The sequence below is a fragment of the Amycolatopsis sp. NPDC000009 genome, from assembly GCF_055563465.1.
Genome location: NZ_JBVHDI010000023.1, coordinates 82,013 through 97,965, shown reverse-complemented (window position 1 = coordinate 97,965; position 15,953 = coordinate 82,013). Strand labels below are relative to the sequence as shown.

Here is a 15,953-nt window from a genome sequence, read left to right as displayed (position 1 = left end):
AACTCGAGGTTCGGAACTGGAGTCGATGGTGGACAGTGTCGTGCGGACCCGGGGCGGAAAAGTCCGCGGCCGGGTATCGGGTGGGGTTCACACGTTCCTCGGGGTCCCCTATGCCGCACCACCCACCGGGGCGGCGTTGTTCGCCGCCCCGGCGGCGGAGCCCTCTTGGGAGGGGGTGCGCGACGCGGTGGCGCACGGCCCGACCCCGCCGCAGGCACCGTACCCGCCGCCGTTCAAGGAACTGTTGTTCAAACCGTCGATTCCCGGCGATGACGTCCTCAACGTCGCCGTGTGGACACCCGACCCCGGCGCCTCCGGCCTGCCGGTGTTGGTGTGGATCCCGGGTGGCGCGTTCAGCAATGGCAGCAACGCGGTTCCCTGTTACGACGGCTCGGCGTTCGCCCGCGACGGGGTGGTACTCGTCGGGATGAACTACCGGTTGGGCGCGCCCGGATTCGCAGAGGTGCCCGACGCGCCGTCCAACCGGGGCCTGCTCGATCAGATCGCCGCGCTGGAGTGGGTCCGCGACAACATCACCGCGTTCGGCGGTGACCCGGGCAACGTCACCGTGTTCGGGGAATCCGCGGGTGGGTCGAGCGTGGCTACGCTGTTGTCGTTGCCGGCGGCGCGTGGCCTGTTCCGTCGCGCGATCATTCAAAGCGGCTCGGCCGAGGTCGCCGCGGACGCGGGCGACGCGGCGCTGGTCACCGGCGAGGTGGCCGGTCGGCTCGGGGTCGAGCCGACCGCGGCGGGGTTGTCCACAGTTGGTCTTGACGCGCTGATCGCAGCCCAGGCCGCGGTCACGCGGGAACTGCGGGACGTCAGGGACGCGAACCGGTTCGGTGGTTCGATACTCCGGCAGGGACACGGCGTGATGGCGCTGTTCCCAGTGCTCGACGGTGAGGTGATCACCCGGCTTCCGATCGAGGTGATCGAAGCGGGCGCCGCGGCCGGTGTCGACATGCTGGTCGGCACCACCGCCCAGGAGTACCGGCTGTTCGCCGTGCCGACCGGCGTAGCCGCGGCGATCACGGCGGACGCGCTGCCCGCCATGCTCGCCGGGATGGGCCTGGCACCGTCTACTGCGGACCCATATCTGGCGAACAGTCAGGAGCGGACGCCGGGTGACCTGCTGTGCGCGATCGTGACCGACCTGATGTTCGGCGAGCCGGCTATGCGCCTCGCTCGCGGCCAGGCGGCACATGCTTCGGTTCATGCTTACAAGTTCGGCTGGCGTCAGGCGTCGAGGGACTCGGCGCCTGCCATGCTCTGGAGATCCCGTTCGTGTTCGACACTCTCGACGCCTACGGAGTGGACGCGCTCACCGGGCCGAATCCGCCGCAAGAACTGGCGACCCGCATGCATACGGCGTGGATCTCCTTCGCCACCACGGGTGACCCCGGCTGGGCCGCGTTCGACCGCGACACCGAACCGGTCGAAGTCTTCGACGACGAGTCCCGCGTCTAGGTTCTGCGCACGTTCGCACACCACACGGAAACGAGCCAGGGGCCTGACCACCCGGTGGTCAAGCCCCTGGCCTTTCGCGGGAGCGAGGGCTCAGAAGCAGAACGGCGCCGGGACCCACATGCAGTACCACGGCTTCGGCTTGGGCTCGGGATCCGGGCCGGGGCCCGGCGGCTGGGTCTGGCCACCCTGCCCGGTATAGACCAGACGGTTCGGGGTGTCACTGTTGACGCCCTTGATCTTGCCCTGCGACGCAGCGCCGACAAGGGCCTGCTTGACCTGTGCGGGAGTGGCCGACGGGTTGCCAGCGAGGTAGAGGGCAGCGGCACCGGCGACATGCGGGGCGGCCATCGACGTTCCCGAAATCGTCTTGGTCGCCGTGTTCGAGCCGATCCACGCCGACGTGATGTCGACGCCCGGTGCGTAGACATCGGTGCAGCGGCCGTAGTTCGAGAACGACGCCTTGGAGTCCTTCTTGTCCGAGGCGTTCACGGTGATGGCGGTACCCGCGGATCCGCCGACCCTGGCCGGAGACGTCTGGCAGGCGTCTTGCGGCATACCGAAGACATTGCCATTCCCGGACGCCAGCGAGTAGGTGATTCCCGCGCTGACGGACCGCTTGACCGCTTCGTCGAGTGCGGGATCCGAGCCGCCGCCGAGACTCATGTTCGCCACGGCGGGTTTCTCGGCGTTCGCCGTGACCCAGTCGATGCCGGCGACCACAGTGGACGTGTCGCCCTGGCCTGAACAGCTCAGCACCTTCACCGCAGTCAGCGTGACCGCCTTGGCGACGCCGTGGCTCTTACCACCGATGGTGCCCGCGACGTGGGTGCCGTGACCGTGACAGTCGGTGTCCTTGCCGTCTCCGACGGCGTTGAGTCCCCACTTCGCGCGGCCTTCGAAGTCGTTGTGCGCGGTGTTGATGCCGGTGTCGAGGACGTAGGCGTGCACGCCGGGAGCGTCCGTGGAGTACTGGTAGCTGTTCCCGAGTGGCAGGTCGGGCTGGTCGATCCGGTCGATACCCCATGACGGAGGATTGGGCTGCGACTCGCTCAGGCGGATCGTCTGGTTCTGCTGGACATAAGCGACCGAGGGATCGGCGGCGAGCCGCTTGGCCTGTGACTCGCTCATATCGGCCGCGTAGCCGTTGAGTGCCTTTCCGTACCGATGTTTGACGGTAGCGCCGTATTTCTGTGCATGCGAACCCACAGTTGACTGCGTCGAGATGCCGTCCTTGAGCACTACGATGTAGGAACCCTTGATCGCCTGCTGGGAGTCAGCGCCGCGGATTTCGGCCTCGGCGGCCGATGCCTGTCCCTGCCCGGTCACCGTCCCGAGCGCGACCACGGTCAGCATCAGGCCCACGGCAGGGGCTGTTTTCCGCCGTCGCCTCGAATGCGACGCAGTTGTCTTGACCTTTGGCATCGGATGCCCCTTCCGCAACACTGGGTGAGATTAGGGGCAAGCGTGCCCGAAACGCTCTGTCGTGAGGTCAGTCGAACTACGTAAGGCGTATGCGTATTTTTCGCCCATGCCTCTGGCGATATGGGTTCCGCTGAGCTGTCGCTTTCGTCGAAAAGCCTCATCGGAGTGCTCGGAAAGGTGGGCATGAGGTCACGAAAAGCTGACCGGTCTGCGTAATTCGACGGATGTGTGCGTCGTCATCCGCGATTAACGTCCCCGAAATGTCGGAAGCGGGATCACCCCGACATTTCGTCCCGCGACCGGCGCCGGACCGGCTGACGGCCGTTCCGGTCAGCCGAACGGAGGATCGTGATGTGCTCAGGAACGAGTGGCGATGAGCGAAGGGCGCTCGCGGCGGCGTGCGCCGCCTATCGGGGAAGCTTCGGCTGGTCGGTCGGGCTCGACGTGGAGGTCTGTCACGTGACAGTGACCCCTGACAGGCGGATGTCCGCGCTCGTGATCCCCGAGCCACTCGCGAATGCCGTCGTCCATGGGCTGATATCCGCTTTGCAGCCGGCTGTCGTGCTGTCGACAGGACGTGGGGGACGCCTGACCTTCTTCACGATCGCGCGGCCGCCGGGCACCGTGCTTCCCGGCGATCTCGATCGCGCCCATGTCCGGACGCTGCCCACCGGCAGGGCGGTCGTGCTCCCGGTGCCCGGCCGGTCGACGCCGGAATGCCGCTGGGTCGTGCCGCCTGGCCGGACCGCTGTACTGCCTCACTGGTCGGTCGTCGTCGCACTCGCGCGCCGGGCACTCCAAACCGCGCAGGCGAACTTCACCGTCCAGCGTACGGCTGGATGATACTCAGCAGAGCCGCACGAAGGAATTCCGCGCTGAAGGCGACATCATCCGCGGCCCCACGCAGGACCGCTGGCGAGTCCCGCGTACAGCGTCCGGTTCGGAGCCGGGCCGAACTGAGCTGCATTCCTTTGGTGGAAGCCGGTGTGGATGTGGCACAGGCCTGCGGTGACATCACCTGTGCGCCGTGAGCGCGGCGAGTACCTGGCGTGCCTGGTTGTCCGTGCCAGCGGCGTTCGGGTGCACCGGGCTGCCGGGTGAGGTGGGCAGGATGCCCTCGATCCATTTGACGAACGGGAGCTGGCAGACGTCGTGGCCGATGCTGCTGGTGTAGGTGTCGACGAAGATCGCGTCGTGTGCGGAGGCCTGCTCGGCGAGGACCTGGTTGAGCAGCTTCGTGATGTCGCGCAGGTAGGGCGCGTCGCCGTCGGAGATGGGAATGGACGGCCAGCAGTTCGCGCCGGAGTCGGGCATCACCGTGGGGTAGCCGACGAGCACGACCTTGGCCCGCGGGGAACGCTGGTGGATTCCATCGAGCACCTTGCCGACCTTCGGGCCGACCGCGCGCACTTTGGCGGCCAACGTGTCCTTGCCGCCGCTGGTGTAGAAGTTCTTGCACGGCGAGCCGTGCGGCACGAATACGCCGCGGGCGCCGCAGTTGAGCACTATCTCACCGAAGGGGATGTCGTTGCCGCCGATGCCGACGGTGACCAGGTCGGTGTCCGGCTTCAACGCGTTGAACTGGGGCGGGTTCCCCGCCAGCAGCTGGCTGCCGGTCATATCCGGTGTCGCCGCACCACTACAGCTGACGTCGGTGAACGACCTGGGGGCGAGACTCGCGGCGACCAATGACGGGTAGTTGTGGTCGGAGCGGGTGCAGGGCAGGTTGACCGTGTTCGGGATCAGCGTTCCCGAGGTGTAGGAGTCGCCGAGCGCGACATAGGAACCATAGGAGCCGGTGGTGCTCGCGGAGGCGGACCCTGAGGTCAGCGCGGTGGCCACCAAAGTGATCGCGGCAAGGCTGGGCAGGACTCGGCGCACGGCTTACTCCTCGATTCGGGGACGGGAAAGCGAGAACCCGAAGTCTTGCGCGATGCCCGTACGGGCACCATCCGTGATCTTGCGTAGCTTCCGAAAGCGGATTTCGTCCGTGGGCCGGGTTGAGCGGGTTCAGATGAGTTCGGTGTGGCGGCTGACCGACCACACCGCTATCTGCGCGCGGGAGTGGAAGCCGAGCTTGGTCATGATGTGCTGGACATGGGTCTCGGCCGTGCGCGGCGAGATCACCAGCTTCGTGGAGATGTCGCGGTTGGTCAGTCCTTCGGCGACCAGCTCCGCGATCTCGGTTTCCCGCGGGCTCAACGGGCTCGCGGGTGCCCCGTTCGCCGGTTCGGGTTCGGGGGCGCGCTCGTCGAGGGCGTAGCGGAGGCCGTCCTCGTCGGGAAGCAGGCGGCCGGCGGTGAACGCCTCGTCGAACCGGGCGTCGCCGAGTTCTTGCCTCGTCCGTTTGAGATGCCGGCGGTGGGGAATGGCGACGGCGAAATCGGGTGAGGTCCCGATGCGGTCCCATACCGTGGCGGCGATGCCGAACAGCGTTGCGGCGCGGGCGTGCTCGCCTCGCCGGGTGGCGATCCACGCCAAGGTGTCGATCCGGTAGGCGCGGCCGTGGAGGTCACCGGTGAGCACGTCGAGCCGTAATGCCTCGGCGGCCGCCTCGGCGGCGGCCTCGATGTCGCCGAACTCGACTTCGACGACGGCCAGCCCGAACAGGGCCATCGCTTGGTAGAAGGTCGTCCCGTGTTCGGTGGCCACGTCGTTCATCCGGGACAGCAGGCGGCGCGCCGTCGTGAGGTCACGGTCGCGGTAGGCGATCGAGACACCGTGGATGAACAGCGGGTGCAGTTCGGCCCGCACGAGCCCGCGCGCCCGGAAGATCGCACAGGCATCGGCCGCGAGATCGACGGACTCGGGGCCGCCCGCCATCATGGCGGCGAAGGCGCGGAGGTGCAGGATGCGCGCGGTCAGCTCTTCGTCCGTGCCCGCGGCCGCCAGCTGCTCGACCTCGTCCAAGTGCTTGCCCAGATTCTCGTGATCTCCTTGCCAGAGCGCGTGGAGAGCGGCGATGCACAGCGCGAACGGCCGTGCCGGATGCTCCGGGGCCGCCGCGGCGAGGGCGCGATCGAGCCACCTGCGTTCTTCCGAGGAGAGCCCGCGCAGCAGCCAGTACTCGAAGGGGCGGGACGCCATCACCAGTGCTACGCCCGCCTCCTGTCGCCGGGCCAGCGACCAGTCGAGTGCGGCGCGCAGATTCGCGTGTTCCCGCGTGAGCCGTTCGATCCAGTACAGGTGACGGCTCAGCCATTCCTCGTCGGCCAGGGTGACGAGCTCGCGGTACCAGTCCCGGTGCAGCCTGGCGATCTCGTCCTGCTCACCGTCTCCCGTCAGGTGTTCGTGGCCGTACTCCCGAAGCACTTCCAGCAGCCGGTAGCGAGCGGTGCCGTGCTCGTCGTGACGGACGAGGACCGACTTGTCCAACAGGCTGTCGATCAGGTCGAGCACTTCCTCGGGGGAGATGTCATCGCCCCCGCACACCTGGACGGCGGCGTCGAGATCGAAGGAACCCGCGAAGACCGAAGCCCGTTTCCACACCGTCCGCTCGGACGGTGTGCACAGCTCGTAGCTCCAGTCGATGGTGGCCCGTAGCGTCTGTTGCCTCGGCGGCGCGAGACGCGGGCCGGTGGTCAGCAAGGTGAGGCGCCCGGACAACCGGTCGAGGATCTGCGCCGGTGAGAGAGAACGGATCCTGGCCGCGGCGAGCTCGATCGCCAGCGGCAGTCCGTCCAGCCGCCGGCACAGTTCGGTGAGCTCCTGTCGCGAGGCTTCCCCGTCGACGGCGTCCGGCCAGATCGCCGCGGCCCGGTCCAGGAACAACCGCACCGCGTCCGCGGTCGGCAGCGGCTGGACCGGAACCAGCCGCTCGCCCGCCACGGCGAGCGACTGCCTGCTGGTGGCCAGCACCACCACCCGGGGGCATTCGGCCAGGATTTCCGCGACGAACCCGGCGCAAGCGTCGATGACGTGTTCGCAGTTGTCCAGCACCAGCAGCCGCGTCTGGTGCCGCAGATGTGCGATCACGATGCGTGTCGCCGACGCGTCGGACCGATCCTGAAGCCCGAGCCGGTCCGCGACCAGGTTCGCCACGAGCGCGCCGTCTCGCACCGGGGCCAGCTCCACGAACACCACGCCGTGCTCGAAGGCCCGGACGGAGTCCCGCATGACCCTGGCCGCCAGCCTGGTCTTGCCCACCCCGCCGGGACCCGCGAGCGTCACCAGCCGTGCCTGGCCGAGCAACCGGCGTATCGTGGCGCCCTCCTGGGCACGGCCGACATAGCTGGTCGACTCGGCCGAGACCGGCGCGGATGACAGCACGTCCACCTCACATCCGACTCCGTACGACGGATGATCAGTTTAACCCGCTTTCGCCCATTCGGAGGAACAAGCCTTCGATCACCGGTAGTGGTGGCCGATGAACCGCGCGGCCAAGTCGACACTTCCGTCGAACGCGTAGGACCCGTGACCGAAGCCGGGCCCGCGAGTCCCGAGTCCGCCACAGACGATGTCGCCGAGATTGCAGAGTTCGAGTGCTTTCGGCCCGTAGACGGCGCTGGTGTCCTTGATCGTCTGCCGGAACAGGCCACCGAGGGGGTTGCCGAAGACCACGACCGCCACCACACGGTCGGCGAGGTCCGCTGGAACGGTCTCACCGGTGCCGAGGCCGGTTTTGAGGCCGATGGCGATGTCGGTGACGCTGGCGCCCTGCGACAGGCCACCGAGCACGAACTTCGTGCCCGGGCAGGCGGCCGCCAGCCGGATGACGTGGCGGGTCATGTCGGTGGCGCCGGGGCCCGCGCTGCTCTGGTCGATCGAAGCCGCGTAATCGACCGCGTACGAGCTGACCGACTTGCCGGGAAGAGCCCGCTGTACGGCCGGGATGAGTGGCTTGCCGACGACGCCGGGGCCGGGGATCTCCATAGTGCCGCGAGCGAAGACCACGTCCAGATCCGGACATGCCGCCGTGGCCCCGGCCACGGGGGCCGGTATGGCCACGGCGCCGACGGCCAGCCCGATCGCCGCCGTCAAACGGCCCCATCGTGCGCTCATGATCGTCTTCTCCTTTGAAGTCGCCCTGCTTGACGATCTTCGAGCCTGGACGATCGGGCAGGCCTGCTCCATCCGGGAAACTACGTATTGGGGTCTCCGGCCTGCGTATCGGCGCGGCGCACCACCCAGGCCGCGAGTTCGGCGCGTGAGCCGACGCCGAGCTTGGTGTAGATGTGGCTGAGGTGCGTGTCGGCGGTCCGCGGCGAGATGAACAGCTCGGCGGCGATCTGCCGATTGGTCAGGCCGCGCGTGACCAGTTCGGCGATCTCGAACTCCCGCGCGCTCAGAGGGGCGCTCGACGCCCTCGCCGTCGGAGACGCCGCCCCCTCCAGCACGTAACGCACGGCGTCCTGGCGGGACAGGGACTTGCCGGACCAGTAATGCCGCTTGACCTTGTCGAGACCCAGCGTCTTGACGACTCGTGCCGCGACCTCGCCGTTGTGAGCGGTGAACCGGCCGAAACGCCGCGGATCGGTACCGATGGCGGCCCACATCGTCCCGCCGATTCCGAACAGGGTCGCCGCGCGGATCATGTCGCCGCGATGGGTGGCGGCGCACCCGAGGGCGACCACAGTGTGGGGCTCGGCCGACCGGTTGCCCAAGACCTGCTGCAAACGGAACGACTCCAGCGCGGCCCGCTCGGAGGCGGCCGGGTCGCCGTGCAGCTCCTCCGTCACGCTCAACGCCCACCAGTCCCAAGACCGCCAGTAGAGCTCGCCGGTGGCCTCCGCCGCCGCGATGCTCGCGGCGAACTGTTCCCTGGCCGTTTCGAGATCGCCGTCGAACGCGGTCGCGTGCCGGTGATGGAATTCGGCGTACGCTTCGGCCGCGGTCAGCCCGTGCCGCCGGAACACCTCCCTGGCCGTGCCGAACCAGTCGACGGGCTCGGTGCCGAAGTAGAGGACGGCGGTCGCCCGTATCGCCTCGGCGTAGGCGGCGGCGACCTCGCCGCCGGTCCGCTCGGCCAGTTCCCGGCTGACGCGCACGTCGGCCGCCGCGGCGTCGGCGTCGCCACGAAGGACGGAGTACCACGCGCGGAGCAGAAGACTCTGCGGCCACTCCGGGGTGTCGGGCGGCGCGGCGGCCATCTGCCTGTCCAGCCACCGGTGCGCTTCGTTGAGCAGCCCACGCGCGGACCAGTACACGTCGAGCTGGTTGATCATCCGCAGGCCGACGACCGCTTCGCCCGGCGCGGTGGCGCAGTACTCGAGCGCGGCGCGGAGATTGGCGTGTTCGAGCGAGATCCGCCGCAGCCAGGCGACTTGGTCGGGCCCGATCCAGCCGGCCGCGTAGCGAGCGGTGAGGTCGGCGCACCAATCGCGATGCAGACGGGCCACGCGTTCCGTTTCGCCCGCTTCGGCGAGACGCTCGGCGCCGTACTCGCGCAGCGTTTCCAGCATGCTGTACCGGAGTTCGCCGCCGGCCTCCTCGACGGTCAGCAGGGACTTGTCGATCAGCCCGTGCACCAGGTCGAGCACGTCCCCGGCCGGGATTCCGTCGCCCGCGCAGACCCATTCGGCGGCAGCCAGCGCGAACCCGCCGGAAAACACCGAAGCGCGGGCCACGACACGTTGTTCGCGCTCGGAGCAGAGCGCATGGCTCCACTCGATCGTCGCGCGCAGCGTCCGATGCCGGGCCGGGCCGTCCCTGCGCCCTCGTGACAGCAAAGCCAGCGGATCGGCCAAGCGGGACCTGAGCTGCGACACCGACAACACGCGGAGCCGTACCGCGGCCAGCTCGATGGCCAACGGCAGCCCGCCCAGGCCGCGGCAGATCGCGGCGATGTCCCGGCAGTTCCCGTCGGTGATCTCGAAGGCCGGCAGCACGGCGCGCGCCCGATCGGCGAACAGCCGCGGCGCCTCGTAGGTTTCCAGTTCGGCCGCCGAGCCGGCCGCCTCGCCGTCCGGTACCGACAACGGCGGCACCACCAGCACCTGTTCGCCGAGAACTCCCAGGGATTGGCGGCTGGTCGTGAGCACAGTGAGCTTCGGGCATTCCGAGACCAGCGCGGTCACCATGTCGGCGCCGGTTTCCAGCACGTGTTCGCAATTGTCCAGCACGAGCAGCTGACGGCGGGACCGCAGAAAGTCGGCGACCACATCCAGCTGCTGCCGCGCGGACTGATCGTAGAGCCCGAGCCGCTCGGCCACCACATTCGGCAACAGCTCGACGTTTCGCACCTCGGCCAGCTCGACGAAAGTCACGCCGTTCGGGTATTTCCCGGAAACCGTTTCGGCCACCACGGCGGCCAATCGCGTCTTACCCACCCCGCCCGCGCCGGTCAACGTGACCACCGGCCCGGCGTTCAGCAACTCCAGAGCTCGCGTCGTCAGTTGCGCACGGTCGATGTAGCTGGTCCGCCGGGCCAACGATGTGACGGCGCATGGTGTCATGGGCTCCGTCGACGAATTCACCCGTTCCCTGCCTCGTCAACCAGTCGGGGCGCTGAGCGTAGCCCGAGTCGAGGCGTGTTCGCATGTCGGCTCTGGTTCGGACACTCCCTCTGGCGAGCATCGGTATCGCTCGATGACTGCTCTGCCGTTCGCGGGTATTCCGGAAAGGTACTGCCGCCGATTTCGGGTACTGACAGAGAAGGGCTTTGCCGCGCGTCGATTCTCTGGACAATGCGTCGGTTGACCGGCCGTTCAGCCGTGGCAGTCCGAGTCCCCGCTGCCCACACTTTCGAGTTCGGCGGCGACCGTTCGCGCGGTGGTGAGGCCGGTCAGTTCGGGAGCACCCGTCCCCGGGGCATCTGACCGCCGCCGAACGCAGGGCAGGAGAGAGCTTATGGCACGGCCGCGGGGTGGGCCGTGCTTCACCAGCAGATGAACCACCAGCAGGTCCGCGGAGGGGCGGAGGGTGGCGCGGGGGGCGTCGGCGTGGGCGGGACGGTCGTGAGGGGAGGGGGAGGGGTGGTCGGTGGTGTGGTGGCTCCCTCGATCCGGACCGCCGCGGCTTGATCCGTCACGGATTCCACGGTGACGCGAGTGCCGTTCGGTGCGGTCACCGTGGTGCCGGGAGGCAGGGTGTTGTCTTCGGACGTGGCCGGTGTGGGGTCGATCAGCCAGGAACGGCCGTAGTTCGCGGTGGTGGTCTTGTACAGCAGGACGCCCGTTTCGACAGCGGTGTCGAGTGTGGTCCCTTCCTTGCGGTAGGCCACCATGAGGCGGCCGCCGTCACCGTCGATCGGTACGTCGAGGATCCGCGGTCCGGTCACATCCGCCGTGGCGTGCAACGGGGTCAGGGAATACGTGCCGCTCGCGGGGTTCTCGATCCGTTGATCCGGGGATGCCCAGCCCGCCTTCACGATTTCGGTGGGGGCCAGGCCCGCCTTGCTGCTGCCCTTGCCCATCGGGGTGGAGCCTTGCCAACCGATGTCGGCGCATTTCGTCAGCAGGCCGGTGTCGCAACGCGCTCCGAAAAGGTGCCAGAAGCCGAAGTTGTGCCCGTTCTCGTGAATCAGATGGCCGAGGTCGAAGGTGTCCATCAACATGTGGACGTCCCCCGGCTGCTGACCGAGGCCGAGCCAGGCGCATTGGCCGCGCATGTCCGGGACTACGATGGACAGGCGATCGAACTCCGACGCGCCGATCCCGCGTGCGGCGAGCTGTCGACGCGTCGCGGTCTCGATCGTTTTGAAGTCGCAAGTGGCTCCCAGATCGAGCTTCCACGGGCCGAGAACCGGCTGCCGACCGGTCATCGGCGTGAACGTGATCCGTCGGTCACTGGCCTCCTCGTAGTACGAGCGCAGTGAGTCGGCGGAGCCGAAATAGGTGTCTGTGAGCCAACCGCGGTAGCGCGGCCCGGGATCGACCGTTTTCCCGCCGAAGTCGGCCAGCACCACCGCGGTCCGGATCGGGGTGGGGCCGGCGGCGTTGGCGGGTCGCGGCGCCGGCGAGAGCGACAACGCCGCGATGGCGACGGTCAGCGTGGTCAGCATCGACCGTGTTCGGCGCATCACGATCTCCCGGGGTCCGAGGGCTGGGAGAGCCGACCCAAACAGCGCCGGGTCCACGGGAACAAGGCCGTCGCACGCGAATACGTAGTTCTGACTATACGGCCAAGGAAGAGTCGTCGGAATTTTCTTCCAAGAGTGACAAGAACGGCCGTCTGGAAGTGGCCCTGCATGAGGCACCGGCATCGGCCCCTTCGTCGGACCTGTCGATCGGCTCGACAGGCGGCTTCTGCTTGTCGGCTGAGCTGAGGGGAGGGCGGTCGTGTCGTTGGGTGGGGGCGTTCCGAACGCGTCGTCGATCTGCTGTTCGGGGCCTGCCCCGGACATGTCGGTTGAATCCTCGGTTGAGGAGTTCGACGGCAAAGCGCAGGCACCAATGATGCAGCTTTCAGACGAGCGTCCAGAACGGTGAGAAGCTCCGATTGAAGAAGGCAGACCTGTCCGCGAGCGCCTGAGACGCGGAGTCCAGCAGCTGCGTCGGCTAGGTCGTCGAACAGCGACAGGCGTGGCGGCCCGGCGCGCCGGGCAAGGCCACAGCCCGGGAGCAGCTCCTGAGACGGCCAATCTGGGTGCCGTCAGGTGCGGAGTCTACTTTCGACAAAAGTGCCCAGAATCGGAAGCCGGGCTTGGGATCGGTACGAGCGATCATTTCTTGTGCCGAGGGCCAGGGCAACCTTAGAGCGGCAGGTGCGGGTTCAAGCGTCCAGGTCGACGGAAAGGCGTGCTTCGACGTAGGAGGTCCAGTCGTGGGCTGCGCGTTGGTTCCATTTCACGGCGGTCTCCGCCTCGATGCCGGTGAGCTGGGCGAGAATCGCGGCAGGTAGCTGGGCAGCGAGGGCGAGCCGTGCGCTGTTGCGAGCTGCGAGTCCGCCGATCCCGTGGCCTGCCAGGCGTTGGCACAGTGCGTTGGCCGCCGTCGGCCGGAGAGGGGTTGTCCCGGGGAACAGCAGAGGCGACGTGCTTTCTTCGAGGCCAAGGGCCTCGCGACGAGTGGGTGGTTGAGCCGCGACTCTTTCCAAGAGGTTGGCTAGCCGCGGCGGAATGGCGAGTTGGTGATCGGCAAGTGTCAGGAAGGTTCCTGCGGGTGTCATGATCACCTGGTCGTGGCGCAAGCGGACGATCGTCGTGACGGGAAGTCCGTAGAGGAGGGAGAGAACGCCAGCGACACGAAGCGTGAGTGGGATGTCGCCCTCGTCGAGACACCGACGTAGCTGGAGTAAGCGTTCGTTGTCGTCGAGCAGGGCCAGCCGTTGCGGATATTGCGGGAACGGCACGCGGATTTCCGCGGGGATGAGGCCGCGGGTGCGGGCCCAGGTGATGAACGGATACAAGTATCGGTAGTGGCCGCGGCCGCTGTCGAGCCATTCGTCCACAAGCGACTGCGAAAGGTCGGCAAGGACGAGGTGCTGACTGTCGAGCCAGTGCAGGAGGCGGGAGGCTGCCAACACGGTGGACGGAATGGTCGTGGGTGAGCTCTGACCGACTCCGCGCCGATGTGCGCCGCGACGGGCCTTCGGCAGGAGATACCAGCGGGCGAAGGGACCCAGAAGGTGCATGTGATGTGGCGGCGCCTGGGCAAGCAGGTGACGCAGCCACGGGTCTATCCGGTCGATGTACTCCGTGTCTCGCTCGGGCAGGACAGCGCAGCGCACGAGAAGGTCCCGAACCTGGTTGACCGTTCGGGAGAACGGCAAGGTGTCGAGATACTCGTGGGTGACGGGGACGCCGTCGAGGACCAGTTGGCGGAGCAACCGGCTGGATTTCGTCACGGTGATCCAGCTGATCGTGGCCGACGGGTTGTCGCTGGCGACGAGCTTCGTCTGAAGGATCTTCCAATGGGCGGCGATGGTGCCGTCCGGCCGCGACAGCAGTTTGGTGACCCGGTCTGTGAGTGCGCATCGATGGCAGGTACGCGCGGTGTAGTTGTCGCCGGTCGTGCCGCAGGTACGGCAGGCGAAGGTGAGCGGGCTGCCTGCACAGGGGCCGCAGATCCGGGTGCCGTCGGCGCCTGAACCGATGAGCGGCAGCACGGTGCCGCAGGCAGCACACGGCATCTTGGCCGAGATCACTTTCCTGTGACAGCACACTCCGATAGCGCCGAGCGGCCAGAAGGCGCCGAGGCGCGAGACCTTGCCGCACAGTGTGCATGGCAGGTAGGTGATGCGGCGGGTGCGTCGCCGCGGTTTCGCGTCCTTGGGCTTCGTCGCCCGCGCAGGCGGAGCAGAGCGAGCACCGCGTCGGCACGGAGAGCAGATTGGACCTTCGGGAGTGACGGTCTGGCGGCCTCCCAGCGTGCCGCAGCGCGAACACGGGGTATGCCGGTTGACGCAGCGTGCGCACCAGCGCCCTTCCGGCGCGATATGAGGCAAGAAGAAAGTCGCTCGCCCGCATGCCGAGCACAGAGGGCGCGCGATGCTCACTCCCGTGTGGACCGACAGCAGGTGCGCCAGCGGAAGATAGCCGGAAGGTACGGTCGACCTGGCCGTGGTCAGTGCGTCGTCGTGATCGTTCAGAAAGGCGACGAGGTCAGGGATATCCTCAAGGGCGGTACTCGAGGAGGTCAGCAACAACTGCAATTCCGCATCACTGAGGTGGGGCAGGTGCCTGGACAGGGCGCTCAAGAGCCCGGCCGATTCCTCCGGCCCGCCAACAGAGTTTGGTTGTGTCATGACAGATCCGGGCGGCGGATGGTGCTGCGGCGGGCGTTCGGAACCCGTTTCGTTCCTGCGGCCTTCGCCGTTGACGCACGGGTGGCTTTGATCTCGATCAGGTCGTTGGGTGCGCAGTCGAGGATGTCGCACAGGGCGGCGAACACATCCATCGACAGCCGCTGGGGCGGCGTCGTGACGAGCCGGTAGATCTGCTCGCGAGACAGCACGATCCCGCGTTCTGCCAAGGGCTTGACCAGATCCGAGGTCTGGAACATTCCACGCTCGGCCATCCGCATACGCAGATGCCACTCGAAGGTCATTTTCTTGGTCACGGCGCCTCCCACATGAACGGCGCGAAGGCGCCAAGTGCCTGTTGCATCAACCGGTTCCGGTACTCGTCCGACACATCGGTGTAGATCGAGGTCGTACTGGGATATACGTGGCCGACCTGCTCCTGGACGAACCGTGGCGGGTATCCGAACTCGACAAGGTGCGTCACGTAGGAGTGCCGCAAACAGTGCAGGTCGAGCTCTGAGTCCAGGCCGGCGGCGTCCCGGGCCCGCTGGAACGCCGCATTGAGCCCCCGAGGCGCCAGCCTGCTACCGCGCTCGGTGAGAAACAGCGCCTGGAGCCCGGCGGTGTCCAGCAACGGCCGGATCTCCTCGAGCCATTCCTCGAAGGGCTCGACCACCCAGTCCATCTCGGGGACAAGCAGGACAGTGCGCCGCTTCGGCGGGCTTCCCCGGGAACTCTTGCCCCAGCGAACGAACAGTGCGCCGCAGCGCTGAAAATGGCGTATGCGGGGATTGTGGCGCAGGTCTGGCAGATCCAGACCCCAGGCTTCCCGGCGTCGGAGTCCGAACGCGTACACCGCCTTCAGGACGATCGAGTCCCGTAACGCGGTGATGCTGCCCTTGCGACCACGCGCCCGCGCCTGATCCGCTAACCCGTCGGCGGCGTCGAACAGCGCCTGCACCTCGTCGTAACTCAACGCGCGCCGCTCAGGCCGGCTCTCGACGTCAGTGACGTGCCGGACGCTGTTGAACTCATGCAAGACCATCACCGGTGCCGCGCCGAATCGCTGCGCGCACACGTCCGGCCACTGATACCGCGGATCGGTGACGTACTGCAAGAACAAGCGCAACACGCCCTCGTGCGCGCGCAGCGTCGACATCCGGACCGGCCTGTCGCCGGAGCGCAAATGCGACAGGAACGCTTCCACCTCGCCGGCAGTCCACTGCCACGGGTACTGGTTCGACGCCGCGGCGAGCCGACGTACCAAATCCAACCGGGCACGGATGGTCCGAGACTTCAGTGACCGGACTCGCTGCTGCCGCACCCACCCCTCGAGCATCGCCTCGAACACTGCCGTCTCCGGATCAAGAAACGACACGCCTTCGACGAGCACTATGCGAGCCGCGCCGGCAAGGTCGTCGTCCACTGCCATATGTTGCATC

At 67.6% G+C, this 15,953-nt stretch carries 11 protein-coding genes; 2 read left to right on the top strand and 9 right to left on the bottom strand.

Going from position 1 to position 15,953, the window contains the following annotated elements; all coding sequences use genetic code 11:
* Window positions 1-25: 25 nt before the first annotated feature.
* A complete protein-coding gene (locus tag ACZ3HL_RS38185; RefSeq protein ID WP_465536426.1) occupies window positions 26-1,666 on the top strand; it encodes a carboxylesterase/lipase family protein in 1,641 nt (546 codons plus the stop codon).
* Here ACZ3HL_RS38185 and ACZ3HL_RS38180 read toward each other — a convergent pair.
* Window positions 1,558-2,820 carry a S8 family peptidase gene (locus ACZ3HL_RS38180; RefSeq protein ID WP_465536424.1) on the bottom strand — a complete coding sequence of 421 codons (1,263 nt, stop codon included), beginning with the start codon at window positions 2,818-2,820 and terminating at the stop codon, window positions 1,558-1,560. The genes ACZ3HL_RS38185 and ACZ3HL_RS38180 overlap by 109 nt on opposite strands.
* 528 nt (window positions 2,821-3,348) lie before the next feature.
* On the opposite strand from ACZ3HL_RS38180, the gene ACZ3HL_RS38175 reads away from it, so the two are divergent.
* Entirely contained in the window at window positions 3,349-3,732 is a 384-nt protein-coding gene (locus ACZ3HL_RS38175) for a hypothetical protein (protein ID WP_465536423.1), read from the top strand.
* Between the two features lie 171 nt (window positions 3,733-3,903).
* On the opposite strand, the gene ACZ3HL_RS38170 is transcribed toward ACZ3HL_RS38175, so the two are convergent.
* The 8 genes from ACZ3HL_RS38170 to ACZ3HL_RS38135 form a co-directional block, all read right to left on the bottom strand.
* Window positions 3,904-4,770 (bottom strand): SGNH/GDSL hydrolase family protein, encoded by an 867-nt coding sequence (locus ACZ3HL_RS38170; RefSeq protein WP_465536421.1) that lies wholly within the window; start codon window positions 4,768-4,770, stop codon window positions 3,904-3,906.
* A gap of 129 nt (window positions 4,771-4,899) precedes the next feature.
* A complete protein-coding gene (locus ACZ3HL_RS38165) occupies window positions 4,900-7,164 on the bottom strand; it encodes an ATP-binding protein (protein ID WP_465536420.1) in 2,265 nt (754 codons plus the stop codon).
* A 72-nt stretch (window positions 7,165-7,236) separates the two neighbouring features.
* On the bottom strand, window positions 7,237-7,890 hold the full coding sequence (locus ACZ3HL_RS38160) for a cutinase family protein (RefSeq protein WP_465536419.1): 654 nt from the start codon (window positions 7,888-7,890) through the stop codon (window positions 7,237-7,239).
* Window positions 7,891-7,970: 80 nt separating this feature from the next.
* Complete coding sequence (locus tag ACZ3HL_RS38155; protein ID WP_465536417.1) at window positions 7,971-10,283, bottom strand: ATP-binding protein; 2,313 nt, start codon at window positions 10,281-10,283, stop codon at window positions 7,971-7,973.
* Window positions 10,284-10,705: 422 nt separating this feature from the next.
* Window positions 10,706-11,848, bottom strand: coding sequence for a metallopeptidase domain-containing protein (locus ACZ3HL_RS38150; protein ID WP_465536415.1), 1,143 nt, complete (start codon window positions 11,846-11,848; stop codon window positions 10,706-10,708).
* 692 nt (window positions 11,849-12,540) lie between these two features.
* Window positions 12,541-14,466, bottom strand: a complete 1,926-nt coding sequence (locus ACZ3HL_RS38145) for a hypothetical protein (RefSeq protein ID WP_465536413.1) — start codon at window positions 14,464-14,466, stop codon at window positions 12,541-12,543.
* 44 nt (window positions 14,467-14,510) lie between these two features.
* Window positions 14,511-14,828 (bottom strand): helix-turn-helix domain-containing protein, encoded by a 318-nt coding sequence (locus tag ACZ3HL_RS38140; RefSeq protein WP_465536411.1) that lies wholly within the window; start codon window positions 14,826-14,828, stop codon window positions 14,511-14,513.
* Window positions 14,825-15,937, bottom strand: coding sequence for a tyrosine-type recombinase/integrase (locus tag ACZ3HL_RS38135; RefSeq protein ID WP_465536409.1), 1,113 nt, complete (start codon window positions 15,935-15,937; stop codon window positions 14,825-14,827). Before ACZ3HL_RS38135 ends, ACZ3HL_RS38140 begins: the two co-directional genes overlap by 4 nt.
* Window positions 15,938-15,953: the final 16 nt, after the last annotated feature.

Bases quoted from the DNA above. Each gene is read 5' to 3' on its own strand.
- ACZ3HL_RS38185 (WP_465536426.1), top strand. From the start codon at position 26: ATGGTGGACAGTGTCGTGCGGACCCGGGGCGGAAAAGTCCGCGGCCGG.
- ACZ3HL_RS38180 (WP_465536424.1), bottom strand. From the start codon at position 2,820: ATGCTGACCGTGGTCGCGCTCGGGACGGTGACCGGGCAGGGACAGGCA.
- ACZ3HL_RS38160 (WP_465536419.1), bottom strand. From the start codon at position 7,890: ATGAGCGCACGATGGGGCCGTTTGACGGCGGCGATCGGGCTGGCCGTC.
- ACZ3HL_RS38155 (WP_465536417.1), bottom strand. From the start codon at position 10,283: ATGACACCATGCGCCGTCACATCGTTGGCCCGGCGGACCAGCTACATC.
- ACZ3HL_RS38150 (WP_465536415.1), bottom strand. From the start codon at position 11,848: ATGCGCCGAACACGGTCGATGCTGACCACGCTGACCGTCGCCATCGCG.